Annotated in this window: 31 protein-coding genes; 10 read left to right on the top strand and 21 right to left on the bottom strand. The window is 70.6% G+C overall.

Features of this window, described 5'->3' with window-relative positions; genetic code table 11:
* Positions 1 to 54 precede the first annotated feature (54 nt).
* A complete protein-coding gene (locus ASG53_RS08525) occupies positions 55 to 1,563 on the top strand; it encodes a malate:quinone oxidoreductase (protein WP_268793428.1) in 1,509 nt (502 codons plus the stop codon).
* Between the two features lie 254 nt (positions 1,564 to 1,817).
* Complete coding sequence (locus ASG53_RS08520; RefSeq protein WP_235533880.1) at positions 1,818 to 3,176, top strand: MFS transporter; 1,359 nt, start codon at positions 1,818 to 1,820, stop codon at positions 3,174 to 3,176.
* Positions 3,177 to 3,182: 6 nt separating this feature from the next.
* Here ASG53_RS08520 and ASG53_RS08515 read toward each other — a convergent pair whose 3' ends face one another.
* The gene (locus ASG53_RS08515; protein ID WP_056131505.1) at positions 3,183 to 3,602 is read right to left on the bottom strand and encodes a GNAT family N-acetyltransferase; all 420 of its coding nucleotides are present in this window, start codon (positions 3,600 to 3,602) and stop codon (positions 3,183 to 3,185) included.
* 146 nt (positions 3,603 to 3,748) lie between these two features.
* Here ASG53_RS08515 and ASG53_RS08510 point away from each other — a divergent pair, with 146 nt between their 5' ends.
* From ASG53_RS08510 to ASG53_RS08495, 4 genes are all read left to right on the top strand, one after another.
* Positions 3,749 to 4,180: a PadR family transcriptional regulator gene (locus ASG53_RS08510; RefSeq protein WP_082543927.1), complete on the top strand. Its 432-nt coding sequence runs from the start codon at positions 3,749 to 3,751 to the stop codon at positions 4,178 to 4,180.
* The gene (locus tag ASG53_RS08505; protein ID WP_056131502.1) at positions 4,177 to 5,214 is read left to right on the top strand and encodes a hypothetical protein; all 1,038 of its coding nucleotides are present in this window, start codon (positions 4,177 to 4,179) and stop codon (positions 5,212 to 5,214) included. The genes ASG53_RS08510 and ASG53_RS08505 overlap by 4 nt, the downstream gene beginning before the upstream one ends.
* 121 nt (positions 5,215 to 5,335) lie before the next feature.
* A complete protein-coding gene (locus tag ASG53_RS08500; protein WP_056131499.1) occupies positions 5,336 to 6,328 on the top strand; it encodes an aldo/keto reductase in 993 nt (330 codons plus the stop codon).
* Between the two features lie 90 nt (positions 6,329 to 6,418).
* The gene (locus tag ASG53_RS08495; protein WP_056131496.1) at positions 6,419 to 6,649 is read left to right on the top strand and encodes a hypothetical protein; all 231 of its coding nucleotides are present in this window, start codon (positions 6,419 to 6,421) and stop codon (positions 6,647 to 6,649) included.
* 41 nt (positions 6,650 to 6,690) lie between these two features.
* Here ASG53_RS08495 and ASG53_RS08490 read toward each other — a convergent pair whose 3' ends face one another.
* Both ASG53_RS08490 and ASG53_RS08485 read right to left on the bottom strand, forming a co-directional pair.
* Positions 6,691 to 7,038: a DUF2277 domain-containing protein gene (locus ASG53_RS08490; RefSeq protein WP_056131493.1), complete on the bottom strand. Its 348-nt coding sequence runs from the start codon at positions 7,036 to 7,038 to the stop codon at positions 6,691 to 6,693.
* Between the two features lie 163 nt (positions 7,039 to 7,201).
* Positions 7,202 to 7,810 (bottom strand): thymidine kinase, encoded by a 609-nt coding sequence (locus ASG53_RS08485; protein ID WP_056131489.1) that lies wholly within the window; start codon positions 7,808 to 7,810, stop codon positions 7,202 to 7,204.
* Positions 7,811 to 8,046: 236 nt separating this feature from the next.
* Between ASG53_RS08485 and ASG53_RS08480 the strand changes: the two genes are divergently transcribed.
* Positions 8,047 to 8,367: a hypothetical protein gene (locus tag ASG53_RS08480; protein ID WP_056131486.1), complete on the top strand. Its 321-nt coding sequence runs from the start codon at positions 8,047 to 8,049 to the stop codon at positions 8,365 to 8,367.
* 70 nt (positions 8,368 to 8,437) lie between these two features.
* Here ASG53_RS08480 and ASG53_RS08475 read toward each other — a convergent pair whose 3' ends face one another.
* From ASG53_RS08475 to idi, 15 genes are all read right to left on the bottom strand, one after another.
* Positions 8,438 to 9,295 carry a M23 family metallopeptidase gene (locus ASG53_RS08475; RefSeq protein ID WP_235533879.1) on the bottom strand — a complete coding sequence of 286 codons (858 nt, stop codon included), beginning with the start codon at positions 9,293 to 9,295 and terminating at the stop codon, positions 8,438 to 8,440.
* A gap of 11 nt (positions 9,296 to 9,306) precedes the next feature.
* Positions 9,307 to 9,876, bottom strand: a complete 570-nt coding sequence (locus ASG53_RS08470; RefSeq protein WP_056131476.1) for an ArsR/SmtB family transcription factor — start codon at positions 9,874 to 9,876, stop codon at positions 9,307 to 9,309.
* A gap of 77 nt (positions 9,877 to 9,953) precedes the next feature.
* A complete protein-coding gene (locus ASG53_RS08465) occupies positions 9,954 to 10,994 on the bottom strand; it encodes an ABC transporter ATP-binding protein (RefSeq protein WP_056131473.1) in 1,041 nt (346 codons plus the stop codon).
* Positions 10,991 to 11,791 carry an ABC transporter permease gene (locus ASG53_RS08460; protein WP_056131470.1) on the bottom strand — a complete coding sequence of 267 codons (801 nt, stop codon included), beginning with the start codon at positions 11,789 to 11,791 and terminating at the stop codon, positions 10,991 to 10,993. The genes ASG53_RS08465 and ASG53_RS08460 overlap by 4 nt, the downstream gene beginning before the upstream one ends.
* Positions 11,784 to 12,587: an ABC transporter permease gene (locus ASG53_RS08455; RefSeq protein WP_056131466.1), complete on the bottom strand. Its 804-nt coding sequence runs from the start codon at positions 12,585 to 12,587 to the stop codon at positions 11,784 to 11,786. The genes ASG53_RS08460 and ASG53_RS08455 overlap by 8 nt, the downstream gene beginning before the upstream one ends.
* Positions 12,588 to 12,656: 69 nt before the next feature.
* Positions 12,657 to 13,124 carry a hypothetical protein gene (locus ASG53_RS08450; protein ID WP_156382722.1) on the bottom strand — a complete coding sequence of 156 codons (468 nt, stop codon included), beginning with the start codon at positions 13,122 to 13,124 and terminating at the stop codon, positions 12,657 to 12,659.
* Between the two features lie 229 nt (positions 13,125 to 13,353).
* Entirely contained in the window at positions 13,354 to 13,545 is a 192-nt protein-coding gene (locus ASG53_RS08445) for a hypothetical protein (RefSeq protein WP_200945480.1), read from the bottom strand.
* Between the two features lie 128 nt (positions 13,546 to 13,673).
* Positions 13,674 to 14,309 (bottom strand): trimeric intracellular cation channel family protein, encoded by a 636-nt coding sequence (locus ASG53_RS08440; RefSeq protein ID WP_056131456.1) that lies wholly within the window; start codon positions 14,307 to 14,309, stop codon positions 13,674 to 13,676.
* A 10-nt stretch (positions 14,310 to 14,319) separates the two neighbouring features.
* A complete protein-coding gene (locus tag ASG53_RS08435; protein ID WP_235533878.1) occupies positions 14,320 to 15,267 on the bottom strand; it encodes a prenyltransferase in 948 nt (315 codons plus the stop codon).
* Positions 15,264 to 15,572, bottom strand: coding sequence for a lycopene cyclase domain-containing protein (locus tag ASG53_RS08430; protein ID WP_056131454.1), 309 nt, complete (start codon positions 15,570 to 15,572; stop codon positions 15,264 to 15,266). Before ASG53_RS08430 ends, ASG53_RS08435 begins: the two co-directional genes overlap by 4 nt.
* Positions 15,569 to 15,904, bottom strand: coding sequence for a lycopene cyclase domain-containing protein (locus ASG53_RS08425; RefSeq protein WP_082543926.1), 336 nt, complete (start codon positions 15,902 to 15,904; stop codon positions 15,569 to 15,571). Before ASG53_RS08425 ends, ASG53_RS08430 begins: the two co-directional genes overlap by 4 nt.
* Positions 15,901 to 17,499 (bottom strand): phytoene desaturase family protein, encoded by a 1,599-nt coding sequence (gene crtI, locus ASG53_RS08420; protein WP_056131452.1) that lies wholly within the window; start codon positions 17,497 to 17,499, stop codon positions 15,901 to 15,903. The genes ASG53_RS08425 and crtI overlap by 4 nt, the downstream gene beginning before the upstream one ends.
* Entirely contained in the window at positions 17,496 to 18,395 is a 900-nt protein-coding gene (locus tag ASG53_RS08415) for a phytoene/squalene synthase family protein (RefSeq protein ID WP_056131448.1), read from the bottom strand. The genes crtI and ASG53_RS08415 overlap by 4 nt, the downstream gene beginning before the upstream one ends.
* Positions 18,396 to 18,409: 14 nt before the next feature.
* The gene (locus ASG53_RS08410) at positions 18,410 to 19,573 is read right to left on the bottom strand and encodes a polyprenyl synthetase family protein (protein WP_228087067.1); all 1,164 of its coding nucleotides are present in this window, start codon (positions 19,571 to 19,573) and stop codon (positions 18,410 to 18,412) included.
* Positions 19,570 to 20,166: an isopentenyl-diphosphate Delta-isomerase gene (idi, locus tag ASG53_RS08405; protein ID WP_082543925.1), complete on the bottom strand. Its 597-nt coding sequence runs from the start codon at positions 20,164 to 20,166 to the stop codon at positions 19,570 to 19,572. Before idi ends, ASG53_RS08410 begins: the two co-directional genes overlap by 4 nt.
* Positions 20,167 to 20,258: 92 nt before the next feature.
* On the opposite strand from idi, the gene ASG53_RS08400 reads away from it, so the two are divergent.
* The gene (locus tag ASG53_RS08400; RefSeq protein ID WP_056131444.1) at positions 20,259 to 20,822 is read left to right on the top strand and encodes a MarR family winged helix-turn-helix transcriptional regulator; all 564 of its coding nucleotides are present in this window, start codon (positions 20,259 to 20,261) and stop codon (positions 20,820 to 20,822) included.
* A gap of 79 nt (positions 20,823 to 20,901) precedes the next feature.
* On the top strand, positions 20,902 to 21,537 hold the full coding sequence (locus ASG53_RS08395; protein WP_056131441.1) for an alpha/beta hydrolase: 636 nt from the start codon (positions 20,902 to 20,904) through the stop codon (positions 21,535 to 21,537).
* Positions 21,538 to 21,626: 89 nt separating this feature from the next.
* Here the strand turns inward: ASG53_RS08395 and ASG53_RS08390 are convergent, their stop codons facing one another.
* Together ASG53_RS08390 and ASG53_RS08385 are read right to left on the bottom strand one after the other, a co-directional pair.
* Positions 21,627 to 22,010, bottom strand: coding sequence for a hypothetical protein (locus ASG53_RS08390; RefSeq protein WP_056131438.1), 384 nt, complete (start codon positions 22,008 to 22,010; stop codon positions 21,627 to 21,629).
* 70 nt (positions 22,011 to 22,080) lie between these two features.
* Positions 22,081 to 22,710: a CYTH domain-containing protein gene (locus tag ASG53_RS08385; RefSeq protein ID WP_056131436.1), complete on the bottom strand. Its 630-nt coding sequence runs from the start codon at positions 22,708 to 22,710 to the stop codon at positions 22,081 to 22,083.
* A 227-nt stretch (positions 22,711 to 22,937) separates the two neighbouring features.
* Between ASG53_RS08385 and ASG53_RS08380 the strand changes: the two genes are divergently transcribed.
* Complete coding sequence (locus ASG53_RS08380; protein WP_056131433.1) at positions 22,938 to 23,357, top strand: hypothetical protein; 420 nt, start codon at positions 22,938 to 22,940, stop codon at positions 23,355 to 23,357.
* 8 nt (positions 23,358 to 23,365) lie between these two features.
* On the opposite strand, the gene ASG53_RS08375 is transcribed toward ASG53_RS08380, so the two are convergent.
* Positions 23,366 to 24,118 carry a helix-turn-helix domain-containing protein gene (locus ASG53_RS08375; protein WP_056131431.1) on the bottom strand — a complete coding sequence of 251 codons (753 nt, stop codon included), beginning with the start codon at positions 24,116 to 24,118 and terminating at the stop codon, positions 23,366 to 23,368.
* Positions 24,119 to 24,230 lie beyond the last annotated feature (112 nt).

Genomic DNA, 24,230 nt, shown 5'->3' with positions numbered 1-24,230 from the left:
GAGGGCCGTGATCTTCATCACTCGACCCCTGCTCTCAGCGCGCAGAGTCTTAGCATCGAAGCCGTGGCAGACAGCACAGCAACCCCCAGCACCCCGGTCGACGTCGTCCTCGTGGGTGGCGGAATCATGAGCGCGACGCTCGGTTCCATCATCCGGCTGGTCGAGCCCACCTGGTCCATACGCATCTACGAACGCCTCGACGCCGTGGCGCAAGAGAGCTCCAACGCGTGGAACAACGCCGGCACCGGGCACGCCGCCCTCTGCGAGCTGAACTACACGCCCGAGAAGGCCGACGGCTCGATCGACATCACCAAGGCCGTCGCGATCAACGAGCAGTTCCAGACCTCGCGTGAGTTCTGGCAGCACCTGGTCTCCGCCGACCTGCTGCCCGAGCCCGAGGGCTTCATCGCCTCGACGCCGCACATGACCTTCGTCCGCGGCGCGGCGAACGTCGACTACCTGCGACGCCGGCACGCTGCGCTCGTGGTGCACCCGCTGTTCAGCGACCTCGAGTTCACCGACGACCCGGCTGTCGTCGGCGAGTGGGCGCCGCTGCTCGTCGCCGAGCGGTCGGCCGACGAGCCGATCGCCGCGACCCGCTCGACCTCGGGCACCGACGTGAACTTCGGCGCCCTCACCCGCAAGCTCACCGACTACCTCGAGTCGACGGGTGCAGAGCTGCACCTCCAGCACGAGATCACGTCGCTGCGCCAGCGCAAGGACGGCACCTGGCGCCTCAAGGTCGCCGACCGCACCTGGAACGCCGCCGAGCGCCGCAGCACCGTCGACGCGAAGTTCGTGTTCATCGGCGCCGGCGGAGGCGCGCTGCCGCTGCTCCAGAAGGCCGGCATCCCCGAGGCCAAGGGCTACGGCGGCTTCCCGATCAGCGGGCTCTTCCTGCGCACGACCAACCCCGAGCTCGTGGCCCAGCACCAGGCCAAGGTCTACGGCAAGGCCGACGTCGGCTCCCCGCCCATGTCGGTGCCGCACCTGGACACGCGCGTCGTCGACGGCGAGACCTCGCTGCTCTTCGGCCCGTACGCGGGCTTCAGCACGAAGTTCCTCAAGAAGGGCTCGCTGCTCGACCTCTTCCTGTCGATCCGCCCGAGCAACATCGTCACGATGCTCGCGGTCGCCAAGGACAACATGGACCTCACGAAGTACCTCATCAGCGAGGTGACGAAGTCCCGCTGGAACAAGTTCAAGACGCTGCGCGACTTCATGCCGACGGCCGACCCGAAGGACTGGGAGTTCATCACCGCCGGGCAGCGCGTCCAGGTGATGAAGAGCCACCCCGAGAAGCACGGTGTGCTCGAGTTCGGCACCGAGCTCATCACCGCAGCCGACGGGACCATCGCCGGTCTGCTCGGTGCCTCGCCGGGCGCGTCGACGGCTGTCCCGGCGATGGTCGACCTCCTCGAGCGCTGCTTCCCGCAGCAGTTCCCGGCCTGGCACCGCGAGCTCGCCACCATGATGCCGAGCCTGGCACCCCAGGAGTGGAGCTCCGAAGAGGCCTTCGCCGAGCTCGAGGCCGACGACGCGGACTTCCAGAAGACAGCCTGAGCACCACCTGACCAGAGGGACCGCTGCGCACGAGCAGCGGTCCCTCTGTGCGTGGGGCGCTGCCGCTGCCACGCGGCCGTCGGCCGCACGGTGACAGGTCTCACCCTGCGCCCGCGGGACCTGCGCTGCTATGATCTTCTGCGGTGCGAACGGTCCTCCAGGGGCCGCACCTGAGCCTCACAGGCTCGAGACGTACCGATGTGCAACTACCTGCTGACAGAGCAAGGCGGCACCCAGCTGCCGCGGAGGCTCTCTTGGCACAGCAGACATCACCCCTCACCCTGATCCAGCACACAGGCCGGTGGTACTTCCCGCTCGCCTTCGTCGCCAGGCTCCCTTTCGCCATGATGGTCGTCGGAGTCCTCACGCTCGTCACCGAGGTGCACGGGTCGGTCGCCCTGGGTGGTCTCGCCTCGGCTGCCGTGGGCATCGGCGTGGTGATCGCCGGTCCCTTCATCGGAGACGCCGTCGACAAGTTCGGCCAGCGCAAGGTCCTCGTCCCTGTGGGGCTGGTCAACGGCCTGCTGCTCGCAGCCTTCCCGCTGGTCGTCTTCGCAGGCGCCTCGACGGGCATCGTGCTCGGCCTCGCCGCACTCATCGGGCTGAGCGCCCCGCAGGCCGCCGCGATGAGCCGCAGCCGCGTCATCGCGATCATCCGCGACCGCCTGCTCCCCCAGCAGCGCCAGCGCACCTACTCCCGCGCGATGTCCTACGAGTCGGCAGCCGACGAGACAGCGTTTGTCATCGGGCCGTTCCTCGTCGGGATCTTCGCGTCCTTCCTCGCCCCCTGGGCACCTGTCGCGATCGCCGCTGCCCTGAGCCTCGTCTTCGTCACCGCCTTCGCCCTCCACCCGACGGCGCGTGCCACCAGCTCGGAGGCCGAGGAGGCCGTCGAGCGCGCCCCCTTCACCGCCGTGCTGCGCCCCCGGGTGATGGTCCTGGTCGGCGGGACCTTCGCGATCGGGTTCTTCTTCGGCGCGGTCCTCACCTCGCTCACCGCCGACATGGAGGCGCAGGGCGAGGGCTCGCAGGCAGGGCTGCTCTACGGGATGCTCGGCATCGGCTCCGCAGCCCTCGCCCTGGCCGCTGCCGCCCTGCCGGAGCGCTTCTCGCAGCGGTGGCGCTGGCTCGTCTTCGCCGCGGTGATGACCGCCGGCTCGGTCGCCTACGCGACCGCCGACAGCCGCTCCGCGACCGTCGTCGCGCTGCTCGTCATGGGGCTGGGCGTCGGTCCCGCGCTCGTCACGATCTTCTCCCTCGCCGGGCACCGCAGCCCTGCCGGCCGCTCGACGACCACCATGACGATGCTCGCCTCCGGGCTGACCCTCGCCCAGGCTCTCGCCTCGGCGATCACCGGCGCCGTCGCCGAGCGTGTCTCGGTCGACGTCGCGCTCGTGCTCCCCGTCGCAGCCGCTGTGCTGCTCGTCGTGCTGGGTGGGCTGAACGTCGCGATCGAGCGAGGTGAGCGCAGCTCCGGCGCGGCCTCGGCTGCTGGCTCGGGTCTCGGGCCGGTCCCTGTGGCCGACGACCGGGAGCCTGTCCTGGCCGGGGCCTCGGTCCCGGGTGCGACGACCGCCTCCGACGCACTCACCGACGGTGCTGGACGCTCCTGACTCTCGTCAGCCGATCCGCCGGTGCATGGAGATCGACCCGTTGGTCGGCCTCTCGAAGCCCAGCTGCTCGTAGAGGCGCTGGCCCGGTGGGTCGGCCATGAGGGTCACGTAGGCGCCCGCCGGGGCACGGTCGCTGATCTCGTCGAGCAGGGCGCTGAGGACCGCGCGCCCGAGGCCCTTCTTCTGGTGCTCGGGCAGCGTGGCCATGTCGGCGACGAGGAAGTACCAGCCGCCGTCGCCGACGACCCGCCCCATCGCGACGGTCTGCCCCGACTGCGTCTGCACGGTCCGCCAGGCCCAGCTGTTCGCCAGGGCCGGTCCGGCCTGCTCCGCGCGCTTGGGGGTCAGCCCGGACAGCTGCCGCAGGGCGAGATACTCCTCGAGCGGGGGCGGGGCTGTCGTGAGCGTGTAGGTCGAAGCATCCATCCCTGAATTCTGGCAGGAGCCGTCGACCCCGTGGTCCACCATGTCGAAGGGTCCTGCGCGGGGGCAGCACGCGCTGACGGGACAGCCCCCGTTCCTTGTCTAGTTCACTAGTGGATTTTTCGACTAGTCCGTGTCACGATGAGCGCATGGACGACATCGACCTCACCGGGGAGTGGCTGCGCGGGCTGCTCGGCACCTGCGCCCTCGCCGCCCTGTCGCGTGGCAGCGCCCACGGCTACGCCGTCGTGCAGCAGCTGCAGGCAGCGGGCCTCGGCCCGATCAAGGGCGGCGCGCTGTACCCGGTCCTCAACCGGCTCGAGCGCGACGGGGCCGTGACCGCCCAGTGGCGCGAGGGCGAGGGTGGACCTGGGCGGAAGGTCTTCACACTGACCGACGCCGGGCGCAAGCACCTCGCCTCTCTCCGCGGCGCCTGGGCACCGTTCGCCGAGACCGTCGGGCTCTTGCTCGAGGAGCCTGAAGCACCTGGCGCAGCTGGCGCAGGCAGCGCACCTGCGCCGACGAGCATGGCGACCGTCGTCCCTGCGCCGACCACGACCACCTCAGGAGATCGCTCATGACCTCGACGAGCACCCGCTGGCCCACCGACGACGACCAGGCGTGGGGTGACAGGCTCCTGCTGCGCCTCGGTCTGGACAGCACGGTCCCCGCAGGGGTGGCCGACGAGGCTGTCGCCGACGCGCGTGACGCCTGCCACGAGTCAGGGCGCCCGGCCGCCGAGCTCTTCGGCGACGCCGACGCCTATGCCCGCGAGGTAGCACGCGAGCGCGTGCCGGTCGACGAGCGGGCGAGCGTCGACCTCGACGGCGGGACACCCCGCAGCCGGATGACGCACCTGCTCCTGACGGTCGGTCTGGCCGGCACCTTCCTCTGCCTCACCCTGCTGGTCACCTCCGGGTGGACGGCCGGTGTCAGTCCCGCGCACGTGGTGCTGTTCGCCGGTGTCCTGCTGTCCTGGGTCGCGGTGCTGTGGGGGTTGCTGGACCGCCGGGCCGGCCTCGTGCGCAGCGGTTGGGCCTGGTGGGCCGGGGCCGCCGTCGGGATCGCCGGCTCGGCAGCCGCAGCAGTCTCGCTCAAGGACCACGAGCGGTTGTTCGAGATGCCCCTGCTGGTCCCGCTCGCCGCGTCCGTCGCACTCGTGGTCGCGGCCGTGAACCGGACCCCGCCTCCTCCACCGGCGGACGCCTCGTCGGCACTGACGGCCGACGCGTGGTTCGACCGCCTGGCCGGACTCCTCCGGGGTCGCTACTACCTCCCTCGGGCGGCTGTGCGCCAGCACGTGGCCGACGCACGCGCCCACTGGCAGGACAGCGGGGCGTCGCACCCGCGGGACGAGTTCGGCGCCCCCGAGGTGTACGCCCTCGAGCTGCTCGACGGCTCCCCCGAGCCGCGACGCAACCGCCAGCTCGCGTCGGCCTGGGGCTACACAGCCTTCGCAGGGTTCTGGACCTACAACCTCGTCATGGCGGTGGTCGACGGAGACGGCACGTGGGGAGTCGTGTGGCGGACCGCAGCGCTGCTCCTGACCGCCGGGCTGGCGGCCCAGACCTGGCGGCAGCACCTGGCGGACCGGCCAGACCCAGACCACGGCTGACGCAGAAGACGCGGCACCGGCAGGCCACCACAGGGCTCGTCACCCCGGCCGGCGCGCCTCTGCGGACCCCACCGGGCTGCGGCACCGGGCCGGGGCGCCGCGCAGCCCCTAGGCTGGGGCGATGGACACCCGATCAGCCTCACGCCTCCCGTTCCCTGTCAGCCCCGTCGGCCTCGGCTGCTGGCAGCTCGGGGGTGACTGGGGCGAGGTGACCGAAGGGTCGGCACACGGTGTCCTGGGCGCCGCTGCCCACGCCGGTGTGACGTTCTTCGACACCGCAGACGTCTACGGCGACGGCCGCAGCGAACGGCTCGTCGGGTCCTTCCTCGACGCCCGCGGGGTCGACGACGTCCGCGTCGCGACCAAGATGGGACGCCGTGCCGACCCGCACGACGCCTCCGCCTACACCCTCGACGCCTTCCGCGACTGGACCGACCGCAGCCGCCGCAACCTGGGCGTCGACACCCTCGACCTCGTCCAGCTGCACTGCCCACCGACGGAGGTCTTCTCCTCCGACGCCGTCTACGACGCGCTCGACACCCTCGTCTCCGACGGTGCCATCCGTGCCTACGGCGTCTCTGTCGAGACCTGCGCCGAGGCCCTCACAGCGATCGCCCACCCCAACGTCGCGAGCGTGCAGATCATCCTCAACGCCTTCCGCCGCAAGCCTCTCGAAGAGGTCCTGCCTGCCGCGCGCGAGGCTGGCGTCGCGATCATCGCCCGCGTCCCGCTCGCGAGCGGCCTGCTGTCGGGCAAGTACGACGAGTCCACCACCTTCGCGGCCGACGACCACCGCACCTTCAACCGCTCGGGCGCAGCCTTCGACGTCGGCGAGACCTTCGCCGGGGTGCCCTTCGAGGTCGGTGTCGCAGCCGCTCGCGAGGTTGCGGCGCTGCTGCCCGAGGGTTCGACGGCCAGCACGTCACAGCTCGCTCTCCGGTGGATCCTGGACCAGCCCGGCGTGACGACGGTGATCCCGGGCGCGCGCAACGCCGCACAGGCGGAGTCCAACGCGGCTGCCGCCGACCTCCCGCCGCTGACCGACGAACAGCTCGCACGCTTCGAGGAGATCTACGACGCGTCGATCCGCGCGCACGTGCACGACCGCTGGTGATGCTCGTCAGGTGACGCCCGACCGGGTGAAGGTGCAGGCCACACCGGTCCGGCACTGCCCTGGCGCGCGCCAGACCTGCACACTGGGAAGATGGCCGACGCCGAGGGTTTCGAGTACACCGTGCGGGGTGATGCGCTCGTCGTCATCACCCACCACGGACGCGCTGCGGCGCGCCTTCGCGGCGACGCCGCCCGCGCGTTCCTGAGCGAGCTCGAGACGTCTGAACCTCAGCTGCTCATGGCCAGGGCGACCGGCAGCTACAAGCGGGGCAACGAGCGCGCCGCGAAGATGCACCCGCGCAACCTCCGCAGGTTCATCTGACCTGACCTGTCGCAGGAACGTGGTCGCCGACCCGAGCAGCCTCAGGGCGCGACAGGGCTCCGGTGCTCGTGCTCGTGCTCGTGCTCGTGCTCGTGCTCGTGCTCGTGCTCGTGCTCGTGCTCGTGGAGATGGTCGAGCCGTGCGCGGACCTCGGGTCTGCGCAGGGGCGGGACTGTCGTCGGCGGCTGTCGGCGGGCAGGCAGCTCGTCGAGCAGACGCGCGACGATCGCCGCGATCTCGTCGACCGCCCGGTCGAGAGGTTCCGCGGTCGCCGTGCTCGGCGACTGGACCCCCGTGACCTTGCGGACGAACTGGCGGGCGGCGGCCGCGATCTCCTCGTCGGTCGCCGGTGGCTCGAGACCCCGAAGGGTCGTGATGTTCCGGCACATGGACCCACGGTAAGGCTGTGACGTGGGTCACGCCAAGGTCGGTCGTCGGTGTGCTGGTCAGCGCGTCGGCGCTCCCTCGGACCACCGGGCCGCGGCAGCACGCTGCGGGCTGCGAGCTGCGAGCTGCGGGGGTCGCCAGCCTCTCGGGCCCCTCCCGCTCGGCTCAGCGCGTGAGGTGACCGCCGCTCTCACGGAGATAGCAGGCCGCGCACAGCGACTCGTAGGCGACCTCGACCCCGTCGATGGCGACCTGCGCGCCGTCGAAGATGAACACCCCGTCGACCGAGCGCGCGTTGAAGATCGCCTTGCGACCGCAGCGGCAGATCGTCTTGAGCTCTTCGAGGCTGTGCGCGATCTCGAGGAGGCGGCGGCTGCCGGGGAAGGCAGCCGTCTGGAAGTCTGTGCGGATGCCGTAGCAGATCACCGGGATCGCATCGAGGGTCGCGATGCGCAGCAGGTCGTTGACCTGCCCGGCCGAGAGGAACTGCGACTCGTCGACGAGCAGGCAGCTGACGTCGCGCCCCGACTCGGTCTGCACGTGCGCGCGGTGCTGCTGGAACAGCGCGTAGGCGTCCTGCCCCTCCCCCACCATGAAGTCGACGTCCCTGTCGAAGCCGAGCCGCGACTGGATCGCCCGGCCCGCCTTGGTGTCGATACCGGGCTTCGCGAGGAGGACCTGGTGGCCACGCTCCTCGTAGTTGTACGCAGCCTGCAGCAGAGCCGTGCTCTTGCCGCTGTTCATCGCCCCGTACCTGAAGTACAGCTTTGCCATCGGGTCCCTCTCGTGAAGCGGTCGACGGACATCCCATCACATCGCGCGCCCGGGCGTCGGCGCGGCGGCCGATCGTGGGCGCGCTCCCGCCCGGGACGGGCTCTCTCGCAGGTCCCGCGCGACACGACCTGGAGACTTCGGTAACGTCGACGGCTCACGACCACTCGGGTGTGAGGACCGCTGCACCCGTCGCCTCTGACATCGCAGCGCACACGGATCCACGGGGGACCACGTCCATGAGAGCCACGGCGGCACCGAGAGCACGCTGCGCCCGGCTCTCACCGCGAGCACGGCTGCAGGTCGGTGCCTCGCTGCTCACCGCGGGCGTCGTCGTCGCTGCCCTGCACCTGATCGTGGACGGACCGTTCGTCGTCGCCGTGCTGGGGCTGCTCTGTGTCGCGTCCGGGAGCTCGATGATCGGGACGCAGCTCCAGCGCCGCAGCGTGGAGCGGGACCGCCTGGCACGAGAACGGCGGATCGCGGTGCAGCGCCGCCCGTGGCCCGGCACCGACGGAGGATCGGGCGAGGACCAAGGACCGCGCGACGACCAGGGCTGAGACCTCAGGCCGCGAGCACGAGGGTGCCCCTGAGCGCACCTCGCACGGCCACCCCAGGTGGGGCGCACGGTCAGCGGTCGGGGGACGGCGCCTGCTGCGCGACCGTCATGCGCTCTCCGTCCGCCGGGAGACCGACACCCGGGTCTCCTTCCTCGACCGCCACATCGGCGAAGGCGAGGGGGACGCCCTGGCCTGTCCAGGCCGACCGGCGGTCCATGAGCTGCGCGTGGACGTGCGGCTCGCTGCTGTTGCCCGAGTTGCCGCAGGAGCCGACACGCTGCCCGGCGCGGACCCGGTCGCCCTCGCGCACGGTCACGGACCCGCGCTGGAGGTGGGCGACGAGCGCGAAGACGCCGTCGTCGCTGCGGACCACCACGTGGTTGCCGACGATGAACCTGGGCCCGCCGAGCTCGCGCAGCATGCCCTCGACCATCATGTAGACCACCGCTGCTGTGGACGAGCGTGCGCGGTGGTCGCGCTGACGATCGTGCACGGTGACGACGACACCGTCGACCATGGCCCGGACGTCCTGCCCGAAGGCTGGGTACTCCGTGGCGTCGCGCATCGCGGCACCAGCACCGAACTCGGGACGGGCGCCGTCGTCAGGCTCGTGGACCAAGTCGATCGCGTAGGCCTGGCCGTAGGCGCGCACGCCGTGGCTCGGCACCTTGGTCGCCGGGCTGTTGAGCGCCGCCCAGCGTCCCACGACAGGGCTGCGCACGACGACCGGCTCCCCCACCTGGAGGTGACGCGACGCTGGCAGCGCGACCAGGAACGCAGCCAGCATCCCCACGAGACCCACCAGTGGCAGCAGGGCGACCACCGAGGCCACAGCCCCCGAGGGCAGGACGAGCGACAGGAGGGTCCCGGCGAGGATGGTCACCGCCGACCCGAGCAGCAGGGGTGTCCGGACCCGATACAGCGCCATCACGGCCACGCTCATCGCTCGACCGCCACGAGGCAGACCAGGAGGGGCACGACGCGCGACGGCGGGACCTCGTAGGAACCACGGCCGCTCTGCCGCAGCCACCCGGCGGTGAGCAGCTGCCGCAGGTGGTGGTGCAGCTGGCCTGTCGTGCCGAGGGAGTCGATCGCGGCGAGGTCGGCCGTGGCCCTGGTCCCGGACAGCACGTGGCGCAGCAGCTCGACGCGGACGGGGTGGCCGAGCGCCGCGAACGCGGCAGCCCTGTCGGTCCAGTCGACCTCGAGGAGGCCAGCGCTGCCTGCGCCCTGCTGCCACTCGACGGGTGTGCCGTCGGGCAGTGTCACCGATCCGGAGAGCATCACGGCGCCGTCCTCGGTCGACGGGTGCTCGGGCCGCCGAGCACGCAGGCCGTCGAGTGCCCAGAACGTGTCGTGTGATGCTGACGACCCCGCGCCGCTGGCAGGCGGCACACCCTCTCCGGGCCTCCCGTCGTCGTGCCTCTGCCGGGCCTCGGCCTCGAGGGCGGCGACCCTGTCGTCCAGCACCTGGATCGACCGCAGCAGTGCGTCCATGTCATGTCCCATACCCGTACGCTACGTCAGAACGTTCCTACGATCTAGTGGAGCATCGCTTCGCACAGCTGCCGCCCGGTCATCCCCGGTCACTGCGACAGGTACAGCCTCCGCACCACGTCCTCGATGTCCGGCTCTTCGATCGCGACGTCGCGAACGGTCGCGCGCGCCGCGACTGCCGCGATGACCTCGGCGGCCGTCGTCAGCCCTGGCGTGAAGGCGAGCCGCTGACGCAGGCCGTTCGCCTCGACCGCCACGAGCGCGGTCCCTGGGATCCCGTGCAAGTCAGGCACCCCGGCAGCTCGGGCTCCAGCCTGCCCCGCACCGCCGGCACCACCACCGACCTCGGCTCCTGCTCCATGAGCACCACCGAGCAGGTCCACCACCACGACCCGCTGCGCACCGACCCTGTCCACGAGACCGGCGAGCGTCCCGTCGAAAGCCATCTTCCCGTGGTCCACGACGAGGATCCGCTCGGTGAGTCGCTGCACGTCGTCCATGTCGTGGGTGGTGAGCAGCAGCGACGTGCCGTGCGCGGCACGCTCTTCGACGAGGAACCCGCGCAGGCGCTCCTTGGACAGCACGTCGAGACCGATCGTCGGCTCGTCGAGGACCAGCAGCCGCGGCGAGTGCAGGAGCGCGGCCGCGATCTCTCCGCGGATGCGTTGCCCGAGCGAGAGCTGACGGACGGGAGTGTCGAGGAACTCACCGAGGTCGAGCCTGTCGACGAGCTCGACCTGCCGCTGCGCCGCGCGGTCTGACGGCAGCCTGTGGATGGCGGCCAGCGCGCGGAAGGACTCGTGCAGGGGCAGGTCCCACCACAGCTGGGTGCGCTGACCGAAGACGACGCCGATCTCGCGGGCGAGCTCACGGCGCTGCCGGTGCGGTTCCTTGCCGCAGGTCCGCGCGGTTCCCGCCGTCGGGACGAGGATGCCTGTGAGCATCTTGATGGTCGTCGACTTGCCTGCCCCGTTCGCGCCGATGTACCCGACGGCTGCGCCCTCGGGGACGGAGAACGTGAGATCGCGCACGGCACGGACCGTGCGGGACGTCCGGCGCAGCCGACCGGCCGGGGCGCGCACCGTGAAGTCTCTCGAGAGTCCGACGACGTCGATGATCGGCTCGGTCATGATCCTGTCCCTGTGTAGTGGCGGAGCCCGGCCTTCCAGCCGGTGAGGGCGACGACCCAGGCGACGACAGCGGCGACCGGCGCGAACCACCCGAGCCAGGCGGGGGTCCACGCAGGTCCTGGCTCGCCGAGCAGCAGCAGGGTCGGCAGGTATGCGGTGAAGGCGGCCGGCAGCACGAAGGTCACGGCAGCGCGCAACGGCGTGGTGAACACCGATGTGGGGTACGAGGCAGCGTTCGACCCGCCGTAGACGAAGGCGTTGGTGAACTCGGCGCCGTCGACGAGCCAGAACTGGGCCGCCGCGGCCGCGACGAAGACCGCCGCGAAGATCACCGCCCCGACCAGCGGGATCGCGACCACGAGCAGGGCAGCGCCCCACCCCCAGTCGATGCCTGCCTGCGGCAGCGCGACCGCGAGGATCGCGACACCCACGGCGCAGCGTCCGAGCCTGCGCAGCTGCACGTCGCTCGTGACGAGCTGCCCGAGGACCGACAACGGTCTGAGCAAGAAGGCGTCGAGCGTCCCCGACCGCAGGTACGTGGGCAGGGCGTCGACGTGCCCGACCACGATGTCGGCGAGCGAGAAGCCGAGGTTGGCGAAGGCGAAGACGAGCGCGACACCGGCGAAGTCGAGGCCGCCGAGCTCCGTGACGTTCGTGAAGATCACGTACACCGAGAGGAACTCGAGGAGACCGACCCCCGCAGAGCCGGCGACGTCGAGCGCGAAGGACCGCCTGTAGGCGAGCTGGGACCGGATGCGCAAGGACAGGACCGCGCGGTACGGAGCGAGGTCAGCCACCCTGGACCACCAGCCTGCGGACGCCGCGGGCGAGCACGACGCGGCCGAGCAGCAGGACCCCGAGGAACCACGCGACCTGCACACCGATGACACCAAGCGCCTCGATGCCCTGCACCCGTCCGGCGAGCAGGTCGACAGGCGCCTGGACCATCGAGGGGAAGGGCGAGGCCGCGGCGATCCGCGCGAGCCAGTCGGGGAACCAGTGCACGGGCACCGTGAGCCCGCTGAGCGCACCGACGGCGACCATGTGCAGCGTGAGCACCCCGCGCAGCTCGACCAGCCAGAAGGCCGCGAGGTTCACGAGCCAGCGGCAGGCGAAGGACACGCAGACCCCGAGCGCCAGGGCGATCAGGCCCAGGACGTAGGGCAGGACTGTCGTGGGCAGAGCCAGCCCCGTCACCAGCGCCCCGACGAGCAGCGGCGGGAGCCCGCGCGGGAGCACCTGGAAGGCAGCGCGCCCGAGGTCACCCGCGAGGTAGGTCATCTGCAGGTCGACAGGCCGCGCGAGGTCGACGGCGATGTCCCCGCTGCGGATGCGCAGCGCCAGCTCGTTCCAGGTCCACACGTTGACGGGCGTGAGGACCGCCTGGGTCAGCCAGGCGTACGTGGCCCCCTCGAGAGCCCCGTACCCTGCGAGCTCACCACCCGCGGCTCCGATGACCGCCATGGTGATCGGCGCCCGCAGCAGCCCGAAGACCGAGTTGGTGAAGGCCCCGGCCGCGGTCGCCAGACGGTACGCCGAATAGCGCCGGAAACCGAGCGCGGCGAAGACGACGTACGTGCGGAGTTGGTTCATGAGGACCGGTCACGCTACCAGGACCAGGAACCTGACCGCCACGCTCGTGCAGCCGGTACCTGCCGTCTCTCACCATCGTCTGTACGCCTCCGCCCGAGACTCGAGCGGCGGTCCCGGCGGGCTCGTCACCCACCCTTCTTCCGCGAGCACCTCGGCAGCCTCGCCCTGGAGGTCGCGGACGACCGACCGGAGCTGGCGTAGTCGCCACCGCTCGCGCCCGGACGCGAGGACGGCTTCCCAGCCAGCCATCGCATCGACTCCGCAGTCGCGGACGAGCATCTCGAGGACGTCTTCGAGACACGGTCGGAATCGCTCCCCTCCGACGGGGAGGTGGACCATCGAGAGGTCGTGCGGGCTCGGCACCCGTCGCGGACGGACCGCCCCAGCGATCGACAGCAGCTTGGTGAAAGCTCCACGCTCCGCGTGGAACTGCCAGTGACAGACTGGGTCTGACGTCATGTCGCTGCGGTAGTCCAGCCTGAGGAGCGGCGTCCGGTCGCGCGTCGAGTAGACCTTGAACTCGGTCCTGGTCGTCACCAGGCGCCGGCCAGACTGATCGACATCCTGTAAGAGGGCGACCGAGAGGTCTGCCAGGTGCTCACCACGCACGCGAAGAGGAATGTGCTCGGGGGCGTTCCCCTCCCCTCCGGGCCGGATGGCGAATCTCCCGTCCCGGTCTACAGAGGTCATCGACGCCTCGTGCCCCAGGACCGCACGGATCAGGTCGTTGACCTCCGTCGCGAGCTGAGCCGAGTCGGCCTTGAGGTCAGATGTCATCGACTGCGTCGTCGAGCAGGAAGGCGATCTCTGTGAGCGACTCCAAGGCTGCCCACTCGGCACCAGACAGGCTGCCGACACGGACCCTCGCCCGTAGCTCCTCGCGCGACATGCCGAGCGAAGCGAGGACCTTGGCCCTCCTTTCCTGCAGGCTGTCCCACGTCTCGGTGATCCTCTGCACTGCCATCTCATGCCTCCGAAAGTGTCGTCATGCCCAGATCCTGCCCCATGGGGCTTTTGTCGTCTAGACGACTAGGTGGGCTGGGGACAACTACGGTGGCGGTGATGGGTGTGGACAACCCGCAGGCGTCAGTCGCGGCTCTTCATGTCCCGGGGGCGGGGGGCGTGGAGGTCGTACCGGACCCCGAGAAGGCGGACCGCGAAGCAGACGGCGGCGGCCACGACGGTCCACGGCAGCAACGGCAGACCGCCTGCGTCGAAGGCGGCGGTCAGCCCCGCGGCGATCAGCGCGGGCACGGCATAGAGGCCCGAGTGCAGGACCGCAGGCACCTGACGCACCATGACGTCGCGCAGCGTCCCGCCGCCCACGGCGGTCACACCGCCGAGGATGATCGCCTGCGTCGCGCCGAGCCCCCACTCGAGCCCCTTGAGGGTGCCCGTCACGGCGAAGAGGCTGAGGCCTGCGGCGTCGAGCACGTTGATGGGTGTCGCGAGCTTCTCGAGCCGCTGCCCGAGCACGAAGGCGATGAGCCCACCGAGCGCGGCGACCGCGAGATACCGGCCGTCGAGGAAGGTGGTGGGCGGCAGGTCGTCGAGCAAGATGTCACGGATGAACCCGCCACCCAGGGCGGTCATCATGCCCAGGGTCACGATGCCGACGATGTCGAGCCGCGCCGTGCGGACCGCGGTCATCGCCCCGTTGATCGCGAAGGCCAGGGTCCCCAGGAGGTCGAGGGAGACCAGGGCGGTCGAGGCTGAAGGCATGGGGGCAGGTCTACCGGAGCGCGATCCAGATGAGCAACTGCGTGACGAGGAAGCCCGAGACCATGTTGAGCCAGAGGAACCTGCGCCAGCCGGCGTTCGCCCGCTCGCAGTCTGCGTCGGCCAGACGCCGAAACGGGGCGATGTTCACGAGGTAGATCACCGGCACGACGGCCGCGAGGACACCGGGCCACCCGGCGCCGATCATCAGCAGCGCCGACGCCGCGTACGCGGCCATCGCGAAGAGCACCGTGCGCGAGGCACCGAAGACTGTCCCGATCGACGCGATGTCGGCCTCGCGGTCTGCCTCGATGTCCTGCACGGCGCCGAAGGCCTGCGAGGCGACGCCCCACAGGAAGAAGGCCGCGAGGGTGAAGACCACAGGCGCCGAGAAGGACGAGCCTGCGTACACGAGCCCCACGACGGCAGGGCTGACGAAGTGGGTGCTCGACGTGAGCGAGTCGAGGACCGGCCGCTCCTTGAACCGCAGACCCGGGGCCGAGTACGCGACGACGGCGAAGACGCTCACCGCGAGAGTCACCAGGCATGCGGCCGGACTGATCCCCTCAGGCCCGCCGAAGGTCGGCCAGGCGAAGGCCGCGGCGACGAAGAACACGAGGAAGGGCAGGTTGCTCAGCACCGCGGACCACAGCGTCACCCTGTGCATGCGGCGGTCGAGCACGATGCCCTCGACACCGCCCTTGCGGGGGTTGCGCAGGTCCGACTCGTAGTCGAACACGTCGTTGATCCCGTACATCAGCAGGTTGTACGGGATGAGGAAGTACAGCGTCCCCACGACGAAGGTCGCCGAGATGCCGCCGCCGCTCATGAGGTACGCAGCCGCGAAGGGGTAGGCCGTGTTGACCCAGCTGATAGGGCGCGAGGACCCGATCACCGAGGCGACGACAGGACCGCCCGAGCTCTGCGGGGTGTGTGCGGTGCTGCTCGTGGGGGTGCTCACCGTTCGTCCTTCCGTCCCAGCCAGGTCCACAGTGCCGGCAGCAGGAGCCCTGCGGCGATCGGCCACGCGAGATCTTCGACAGGTGTCAGCCACAGGTCGAGGCCGATCATGAGGTCCTCGTCGTAGCGGAACAGGTCCGCCATGATCATGAGCGAGTCGAAGACGACCGTCAGCACGGCGAGGACGACGACCACGAGGGCGACCGCCTGCCACCACCGGGGTCCGGCCCCGGCGCGGCGCGCGAGCACCACGGCGACGACACCGGCCACCGCGAGGAACACGAGGTTCAGCTGTGCGTAGCTCATCCGCGCACCTCCGCCCGCGGCCGGACGACGAAGCGCCGCACGATGCCGAACAGCACCATCGTGCAGTAGCAGAGGAAGGTGATGAAGACGAGCTCTTCGGGCGGGAAGTCCGGCGCGATCTCGAGGCCTGTCATCCCCGGGCTGTCACCCCTGTAGAACACGCCCGACAGGATGCCCGACACGTCCCACAGCAGGAACATGACGATGCCCGCGCCGAGCACGATCGAGGCGCGCCGCGCGTCTGCCCAGAAGAACAGCTTCCAGCGGTAGTCCATGAGCACCATCGCACCGAGCGACAGGAGCAGCGCGCCGAGATACTCCCAGCCCGTCACAGAGGTTCCGCCAGCGGTCCTGTCGACGTGTCCCCGCGCAGGCGCTTGAGCGCGATCTCCGCGGAGATGAGGCACATCGGCAGCCCGATGCCGGGGATGGTCGTCCCGCCGGCGTAGAGCAGCCCGTCGACGAGGGCTGAGGCGTTGCTCCCGCGCAGGAAGGCGCTCTGCTTCCAGGTGTGCGCGGGGCCGAGGGCGCCGCCGGACCAGGAGTTGTAGTCCGCCACGAAGTCGGCCGGCCCGACGGTGCGCCGGACGGTCACCCGCGAGGCGAGATCGGGGATGCCCGCCCACTCGGCGAGCTGGGCGATCGCCGCGTCTGCGGCCTTCTCGACGAGCGGGTCACCCGAGCCGTCGTCGCCGCCCCGGCCGATCGTGGGGTCCGGCGGGACGGGCACGAGGAAGAAGAGGTTCTCGGAGCCTGCGGGCGCGACGGTCGTGTCGGTCGCCGACGGGCGGCACACGTAGATCGACGCAGGGTCGGGGACGGCTGTGTGCTCGCCGAAGATGTCGTCGAAGTTCTTCTGCCAGTCGGCCGTGAAGAACAGCGAGTGGTGCGCGAGCTGAGGCAGCTCGCCCTCGACGCCGAGGTAGACCAGCACGGCGCCCGGGCCGGACTCGCGCGAGTCCCACCACCGCTGCGGGTAGGTCTGCAGCTCGGGCGGAAGGAGCGTGGTCTCGGTGTGGTGCACGTCGGCTCCGCTCACCACGACGTCGGCGTCGATCGTCTCGACCGAGCCGTCGGCGAGGGTGTACCGGACCCCGGTCACGGCAGCACGCCGACGCCACCCAGCCGTGCGGCGGCGGCCCGAGACCGCGGTCCCGAGCGGCCCCGTGACGATCTCGGTGACCCGTGCACCGGTCCGCACCTCGACACCCTCGGCCCGGGCGAGGCGCTCGATCGCCGTGATGATCGTGGTGAAGCCGCCCTGCGGGTACTGCACGCCGTCGGCGAGGTCCAGGTGGCTCATCAGGTGGTACATGCTCGGTGCGCGGTCGGGCGAGGACCCGAGGAACACTGCCGGGTAGCCGAGGATCTGGCGGAGCGTGCGGTGCCTGAACGACTTGGCGACGAAGCCCTCGAGCGGGCGCAGCAGCAACGAGACGAGCTGTCCGGCTCGCGCGACGACGTCACGCCGGGCGAGCACGAGCTTCGACTGGAAGGACGTGTAGAGGAAGGTCTCGACGGCGATGTCGTAGGTCCGGCGCGCCGACGCGAGGTACCGGCGCAGCTGTTCCCCGGCCCCGGGCTCGATCGACTCGAAGGTCGCGACGTTCGTCTCTAGGTCAGGGCTGACGTCGACAGGCGCGTCGGCACCCTCGGCGAACACCCTGTACCCGGGGTCGAGCACCGTGAGGTCGAGCTGCTCCGCGGCGCTCGTCCCGAGCAGCCTGAAGTAGTGGTCGAAGACCTCGGGCATGAGGTACCAGGACGGTCCGGTGTCGAACCTGAAGCCGTCTTTCTCCCACGACCCTGTCCGGCCGCCGACGACGTCGTTCTTCTCGAGGACCGTCACCTCGTGCCCGTCCCGCGCGAAGAGACCGGCGGTCGCCAGCCCTGCGATCCCAGCGCCGATGACGACGACCTTGCTCATGCGATCGATCCTCTTCTCAGTGCGGCCGCGAGGATGCGGGCCTTGGTCGGCGCCGGGACGCGGACGCGTGTGCGCAGCAGCTCCGCGGCAGGGACTGCCGCGACGCGACGGTTGAGCTCGGAGAACAGGCCGTGGGCCGCGGAGACCGCGGTCCGGCTGTTCGACGGGAGCCGTGGGATCACCGTAGCGGCTCGGTCGAGGTCGGCCTGCACGTCGGCGACGAGCAGGTCACGGTCCGCGTCCGAGAAGGCCGTGAGGTCGAGCCCGGGGAAGTACGTACGACCGAGGTCGTCGTGGTCGGCCGCGAGGTCCCGCAAGAAGTTGATCTTCTGGAAGGCCGCGCCGAGGCTCCGGGCACCCGGGGTGAGATCGGCGACGTCGGTCCGCCCCTCGGCCCCGAGGAACACGTCGAGGCACATGAGGCCGACCACCTCGGCCGAGCCGTAGATGTACTCGTCGAGAGACTCCGGCGTGTGGACCGAGCGGGTCAGGTCTGTGCGCATCGAGGCGAAGAAGGCCCGCACGTGGTCGCGGTCCAGACCGAAGCGCCGCGCGGTGATCGCGAAGGCGTGCACGACGAGGTTGGTGCTGTACCCCGTCTCCATCGCCTCGTAGGTCTCGCGCTCGAGGTCGTCGAGCTGCCGGGTGCTGCGGGCAGGGTCGAGCGCCGCGAGCGGACCGTCGACGATCTCGTCGGCGAGGCGCACGAGCGCGTAGATGTTGCGGACGTGACCGCGCACCGGGCGGTGCAGGAGGCGGCTCGCCCACCCGAAGGAGGTCGAGTAGCCCTCGATGACCACCGCAGCGCTCGCCTGCGCGACGGCGTCGTAGCGCGGGTCGCGGAGCTCCTGCGGCTCCTCGCCGCGGCGACCTGCGGGCTGGTTCTCCCGTGTCACGGGCCGGTCCCCCGTCACGCTGCTCGGCGCGCGAGGTCGCGCGTGACGGACTCGAACCAGCCCGTGAAACCGTCGGGCAGGGAGATCTCGTCGGCGAGCCGGCGCGCCGAGGCGAGGTGCTCGGCGGCGAAGTCTTCGATGAAGGTCTTCGAGCCGGCTGCCTCGAGGGCCTCACGGACGGCGTCGACCCCGTCGTGGGTGAGGTCGGCGTCGCCGACAAAACGGCTGATGGTCGGCCACGCGTCGGTCTGGCGGGCGTGGGCCATGAGCGGCGTGAGCTTGCCCTCGCGCAGGTCGGTCAGCGCGCTCTTGCCCGTTGTCTGCTCGTCGCCGAACACGCCGTCGAGGTCGTCGAGCAGCTGGAAGGCCGTGCCGAGCAGCCGCCCGACGTGGCTGAGCCAGTCGATCGTGCGTAGGTCGGCACCCGCGAGGACAGCGCCGGCCTGGAGCGGCAGCTCGAAGGAGTACACGGCGGTCTTGTGGGCAGCCATCGCGACGATGTCGGCGAGCCCGACAGGTGCCAGGTCGAGGCTGTAGCGGACGTCCGAGAGCTCTCCGGCGGCCGTCACGTACACGGCGTGGTCGAAGAGCCTGACGAGGTCGCGGCGGGTGCCCGACGGCGCCGCGCTGAAGGCGACGAGCCTGTGCGCGCCGGTGAGCGCGAGGTCTCCGGCGAGGATGCCTGCGGCGGCGCCGAGGTTCTCGGCGCGCGCCTCGTCGGCGCCCTCGGTGCGGGCACGCTGGGCGAAGGTCCCTGACACGTTGAGCCGCCCGCGACGGACCACGTCATGGTCGATCACGTCGTCGTGCACGACGAAGGCGGTGTGCAGCAGCTCGACCGCGGCACCGATGGTCGCAGCCAGAGCCGGGTCAGATCCTCCGAGCTGGTCGTACACGCCGGTGAGCAGCAGCGGGCGCAGGCGCTTGCCGCCCTCGGAGGCGGAGCGCAGGCTGTGCCACAGCGCCGTGTAGTCCGGGCCGTAGGCGTCGGCGTGGCTGATCGCGTCGTCGAAGAACTCGTCGAGCACGCTGTCGACGGTGACGCTCTGGGGCGCAGCACCCTGCCCGTCCTGCGCCGTCGCGGCGTCAGGCCGCGAGGTCGGGGCAGGTCCGGCCGCCAGGGTGTCCCCCGCCGGGTGCGGACCACCCGGGTGCGGGTGGTCCGTCGTGCTGGTCATCGACGCTCCGCCCCGAGGTCGATCTCGCCGAGCTGGTTGAGCTGGCTGACCATCCACGGGCTGAAGGCCCACGGGGTCGCGGTGATGGCCGTCCCGAGGTCCTGCATGCTCGTCCACGCGAGGTCCATGACCTCGTCGGGGTTCGGCTCGCAGTCCTGGGTGGTCGTGGCGAAGAAGACCGGGCAGATCTCGTTCTCGACGACGCCCGACGCGTCGACCGCGCGGTAGCGGAAGTCGGGGAGCACCATCTCGATGCCGGACACCTCGAGGCCGAGCTCGTGCGCGGCGTGACGGCGGATCGCGTCGGTCATCTCCTCGCCGAACCGCGGGTGCCCGCAGAAGGAGTTGGTCCACACCCCTGGCCACGTGCGCTTGGCGAGCGCGCGGCGGGTGAGCAGGACCTGACCGTCCTCACGGAGCAGGTAGCACGAGAAGGCGAGGTGCAAGGGGGTGTCGAGACCGTGGACCGTGGCGCGGGGCGTGTGCCCGATGCGGCTGCCGTCCTCGGCGAGGAGGATCACGTGGTCGTCGGCGGGGGCGGCGTCGGTGGCCTGGGCTGGGGCTGAACCCTGGTCGGACGTGGCTGTCGTCACGGGTGACCTCCTGGTGTCTGCGAGGACCTGTTCGGTCGGTCGGTCAAGCGTTCGCTAGCCAAACTACTTACTTCTCAAGGTAACATAATGGTGTGACCCCATCGGAGCAAACCGACGACGGCCCCGGGTACTGGTACGACAACAGTGACTCTGTGGTCGAGATCCTGCACGCGCTGAGGCGTTTCCGCCAGAGCGACCAGGGGATGCGTCGTCGCATGAGCGCCGACATGGGCATGAACGAGACCGACATGCAGGCCCTCCAGTACGTGGTCATCTCGACGAGCAACGGAGAGCACGCGACCCCGCGCGCGCTGTCCAAGTTCCTCGGTATCTCGAGCGCGTCGACCACCAAGCTGCTCGACAGGCTGTCCGCCTCGGACTTCCTCGAGCGCCACCCCCACCCGACAGACCGCCGCGGGCTGGTGATCACCGCGACCCAGCACGCGCACGACGAGCTGCACGCCCGCATGACAGGCATGCACCGAGCGCTGCGCGAGCTCGCCGAGAAGGTACCCCCGGCCTCGCGCCGAGCCGTGGTCGACTTCCTCCTCTCGGTCTCCAGCCACCTCGAGACCGAGGGCGGGGTCAAGGCCGAACCTGGAACGGCAGGTCCGACGAGCGTCGAGGCCGTCGCGGCCCTCGGCTCGGTCGACTGACGTCGGGGCCGCTGGGGTTCTCCTCCACAGCGCCCGGACGGCTCGCGAGAGCCACCGAGACCGCAGATAGGGTGGCGGGATGACACTGAGCCTCAAGGCGTCCGCCGCCGTCTGGTCACCGTCCGCGCCTGCCCGGGACGACGCTCCCCTGCTGGTCCTGCTGCACGGCTACGGCTCGCACGAGCACGATCTCGTCGGCCTCGTGCCGCACCTGCCGCGGTCTCTGCGGTCGGTCGCGGTCCGGGCGCCGCTGACCGCCGGACCTGGGTACGCCTGGGTGCCGATCGTCGACCCCGGCCGTCCCGACCCTGCTGCCACGCAGGACGCGGCCGAGGCTGTGCTGACCTGGCTCGACGAGCACGTCCCGGCCAGCACGCCAGTCGCGCTGCTCGGGTTCTCCCAGGGTGGGCTCATGGTGACGCACCTGCTGCGGAACCGTCCGGAGAGGTTCTTCGCCGGTGTCGTGCTGTCAGGGTTCACCGCTGACGTCAAGCTGCCGGGCGACGCTGCCCTCGCCGAGACCGCTCCCCCGGTGTTCTTCGGCCGCGGGGATGTCGACCCCGTCATCACGCCCGAGGCCTTCGCCCGGACGAGCGCGTGGCTGCCCGAGCACACGACGCTCACCGAGGTCGTCTACCCGGGGCTCGCGCACGGGATCTCCCAGCAGGAGCTCGCCGACGTCGCCAGGTTCCTCACCGGGGTCCTGCCAGGCTGAGCCTCTTGCCTGCGTCAGGCCTCGCAGGTCCGATCGACGTCAGGACTCGCTGGTCTGGTCGACGTCAGGCCTTGCAGGACTGGTCGACGTCAGGCCTCGCAGGTCTGGTCGACGTAGTCGTAGACGGCGGTGCGAGCGGCCATGAACTCGTCAGCGAGCAGCGCCTCGGTCGCGTCGCTGACCTGCTGCTCGTGAGTCCCGCTGGTGAAGTACTCGCCGACCTGGACGACCGTCGCCGTCATCGTGTCCCACGCGTCGGCGATCTCCTCGGGGGCGTCGACAGACTCCATCTGCTCGCCCGCCTCGGTCCAGGCTGTCGCAGCCTCTTCCATCGTCTGGTCGCCGGTCTTGGAGATGGCGGTCCGGGCGTCGGTCGCGACGGTGCAGAAGTCGTCACCGCTCGAGCAAGCGGCGGGGACGAGGAGGACTGCGCACCCGAGGAGGGCCGCTGCGGTGCGCTGCGGGAGGTTCATGGGCTCATCGTCGCCCGACCCGCAGCGATCGCGCCACGGGGAGAGGTCTCCATGCGACCCGTGAAGCGCCCTACTCCAGCGTGTTGTGCCCGAAGCCCTGCAAGAACTTCGGTCCGCCGGTCGCGAGCTCGTGCGCGAAGGCGTCGGACCACCCGCCGAAGGGCGTGTGCGACAGGGACTCGTTCGAGAACCGGCGGTCGTCGGTGACCTCCGTGACGCAGAACGACGGGATGCTGAGGTCCGTCACGGGACCTCCTCGCTCGCACTCTGCGACGATCAGCGGCCGGTTCGCGCCGCCGAACACGTCGACCACCCACCCGTCACCGCCGAGCCACAGGGCGTAGCGGTTCTTGATGATGCGCTTGCCACCCAGCCGGATCATGTCGAGGCCGACGTTGACGTCGATCTCACGCTCGGCCTCGTAACGGGTGCCGCCGTTCATCGGTCCTTTGACGGTGATGGCGCAGAACTCGAACTCGCTCGCGAAGTCGCCGAGCACCTGGAGCTCGTCCTCGGTGCCGTCGAGCGGCAGCAGGACCGTGCTCGACTGCACGCGCATCCGCATCGCGTAGCCCTCGGCCGCGAGGTAGTAGCTCTGCACGATGAGCTCTGGGTCGGGCTCGGTGAGCACAGCCGGTGGGAGCTCGTCGACGAAGAACCGCCGCTCGAACTCGAAGTCACCAAATCCGCAGTCGCTCATCGTCTCCCTCCCTCTCCGTCGTCTGTCTCTGTCATCAGTCTCGTGCGTGCAGACCGGCAGTGCGTGCAGACCCGCCGCCGGGGCTGAAGGGCGCCCGACCGGCCCGGACACGCCGGAAGTACCAGTCTGCCCCTCCCCGCCTCAGGGCACCAGGGGCTGTGGACGGCGCTCCGGGGTACGTGGCGCCCCGGGGTGCGCCCGGGGGCAAGACGCACGAGACTGGGCCGATGATCTCCACCGACCTCGCCCGCGACCTCGCACTGGCCGGTCTGCGCTGGCACCCCGCCCCCGGCGACAGGTTCACCCTCGAGGCCGAAGACCTCGACGAGGTGGTCTACACGGTCAGCGAGCTGACCATCGAGGTGCACGAGTACCCGACCGGCACCATCCTCGGCTTCAACGGCACGACCGAGTGGGCCCTCGACTCCGTCGACATGGACCAGACGCTCTGGCTGCCCTCCGAGGAACAGCTCCGGGCGCTGCTCGGCGCGACCTTCAGGTCGCTCGCCCGGACCGATTCCGACGACTACGTCGTCACGATCACCCTGCACGGCGAGCCCGCCGAGTTCCGCGCCGACGCGGCACCCGACGCCTACGGGCAGGCCCTGCACTCGCTCATCTCGGCCGCCTCAGCCGTCGACGCCTGACCGACCCGTCAGACTGCGGCGAGCGGGGGCAGCGCGACGAGCACAGGCGCGAACCACTCTGGCGCGACGTCGACGGAGACGTCGCGGACGAGCGACACGGGGCGCTCGGGCACGAGCACGGGCCTCGACGCAGCCCCGACCACCTGGGTCACGGGGACCAGCTGCCCGGGCGCGTCGGCCCTGGAGGCGAGCACCGACACCAGCAGCCAGAAGGCTCCCGGTGGGACGTCCATGAGGATGAAATAGCCCTCGGGCCCCATGAGCGTCCCCGCCACGGGCACACCGTGCGCCGCACGCCGCCGGAACAGACCGACGTACACCGCAGGGCTGGGTCCCACGCTGGTGCGTGCGGCCGGGCTCAGGTGGACCGCTCCTGTGATCACCGTGCCGTCGGTCTGAGGGCCGCGGACGCTCACCGGGCGCGGCTGGCGGTCGGCGAGGGTGTGAGGCAGCCGACGGAAGTCCGTCGGGCTCAGGCCGACCACCTTGACGAACCGCGTGGTGAAGGTGCCGACCGAGCTGAAGCCCACGGCGTTGCAGATGTCGATCACCTTGTCCTCGCCCGCGAGCAGCATCTGCTTGGCGCGCTGGAACCTGTGGGCCGCGAGGAACTGACCGGGCGGCATGCCGACGTACCTCTCGAAGGACCTCGCGACGTGGAACGGGCTGTAGCCGACGTGGTCGGCGAGGTCGTGCAGGGTCACCGGCTCGTCGGAGTGCTCGACGAGGAAGCGTGCGGCACTGACGATCGTCAGGTACATCCGCCCACCCCGCCGAGCCGCCGGATCTGCCGTGGTGTCATGATCCCGATCATGCCCAGGTGTGCCATGGATCACAAGACCTCCATGTCCGGCCGGTACTGTGCCTTGACGC

The sequence above is a fragment of the Sanguibacter sp. Leaf3 genome (assembly GCF_001425965.1).
GTDB lineage: Bacteria > Actinomycetota > Actinomycetes > Actinomycetales > Cellulomonadaceae > Sanguibacter > Sanguibacter inulinus.
Note: the sequence above shows the minus strand (reverse complement) of the source record. Positions and strands in the feature narration are given on the sequence as shown.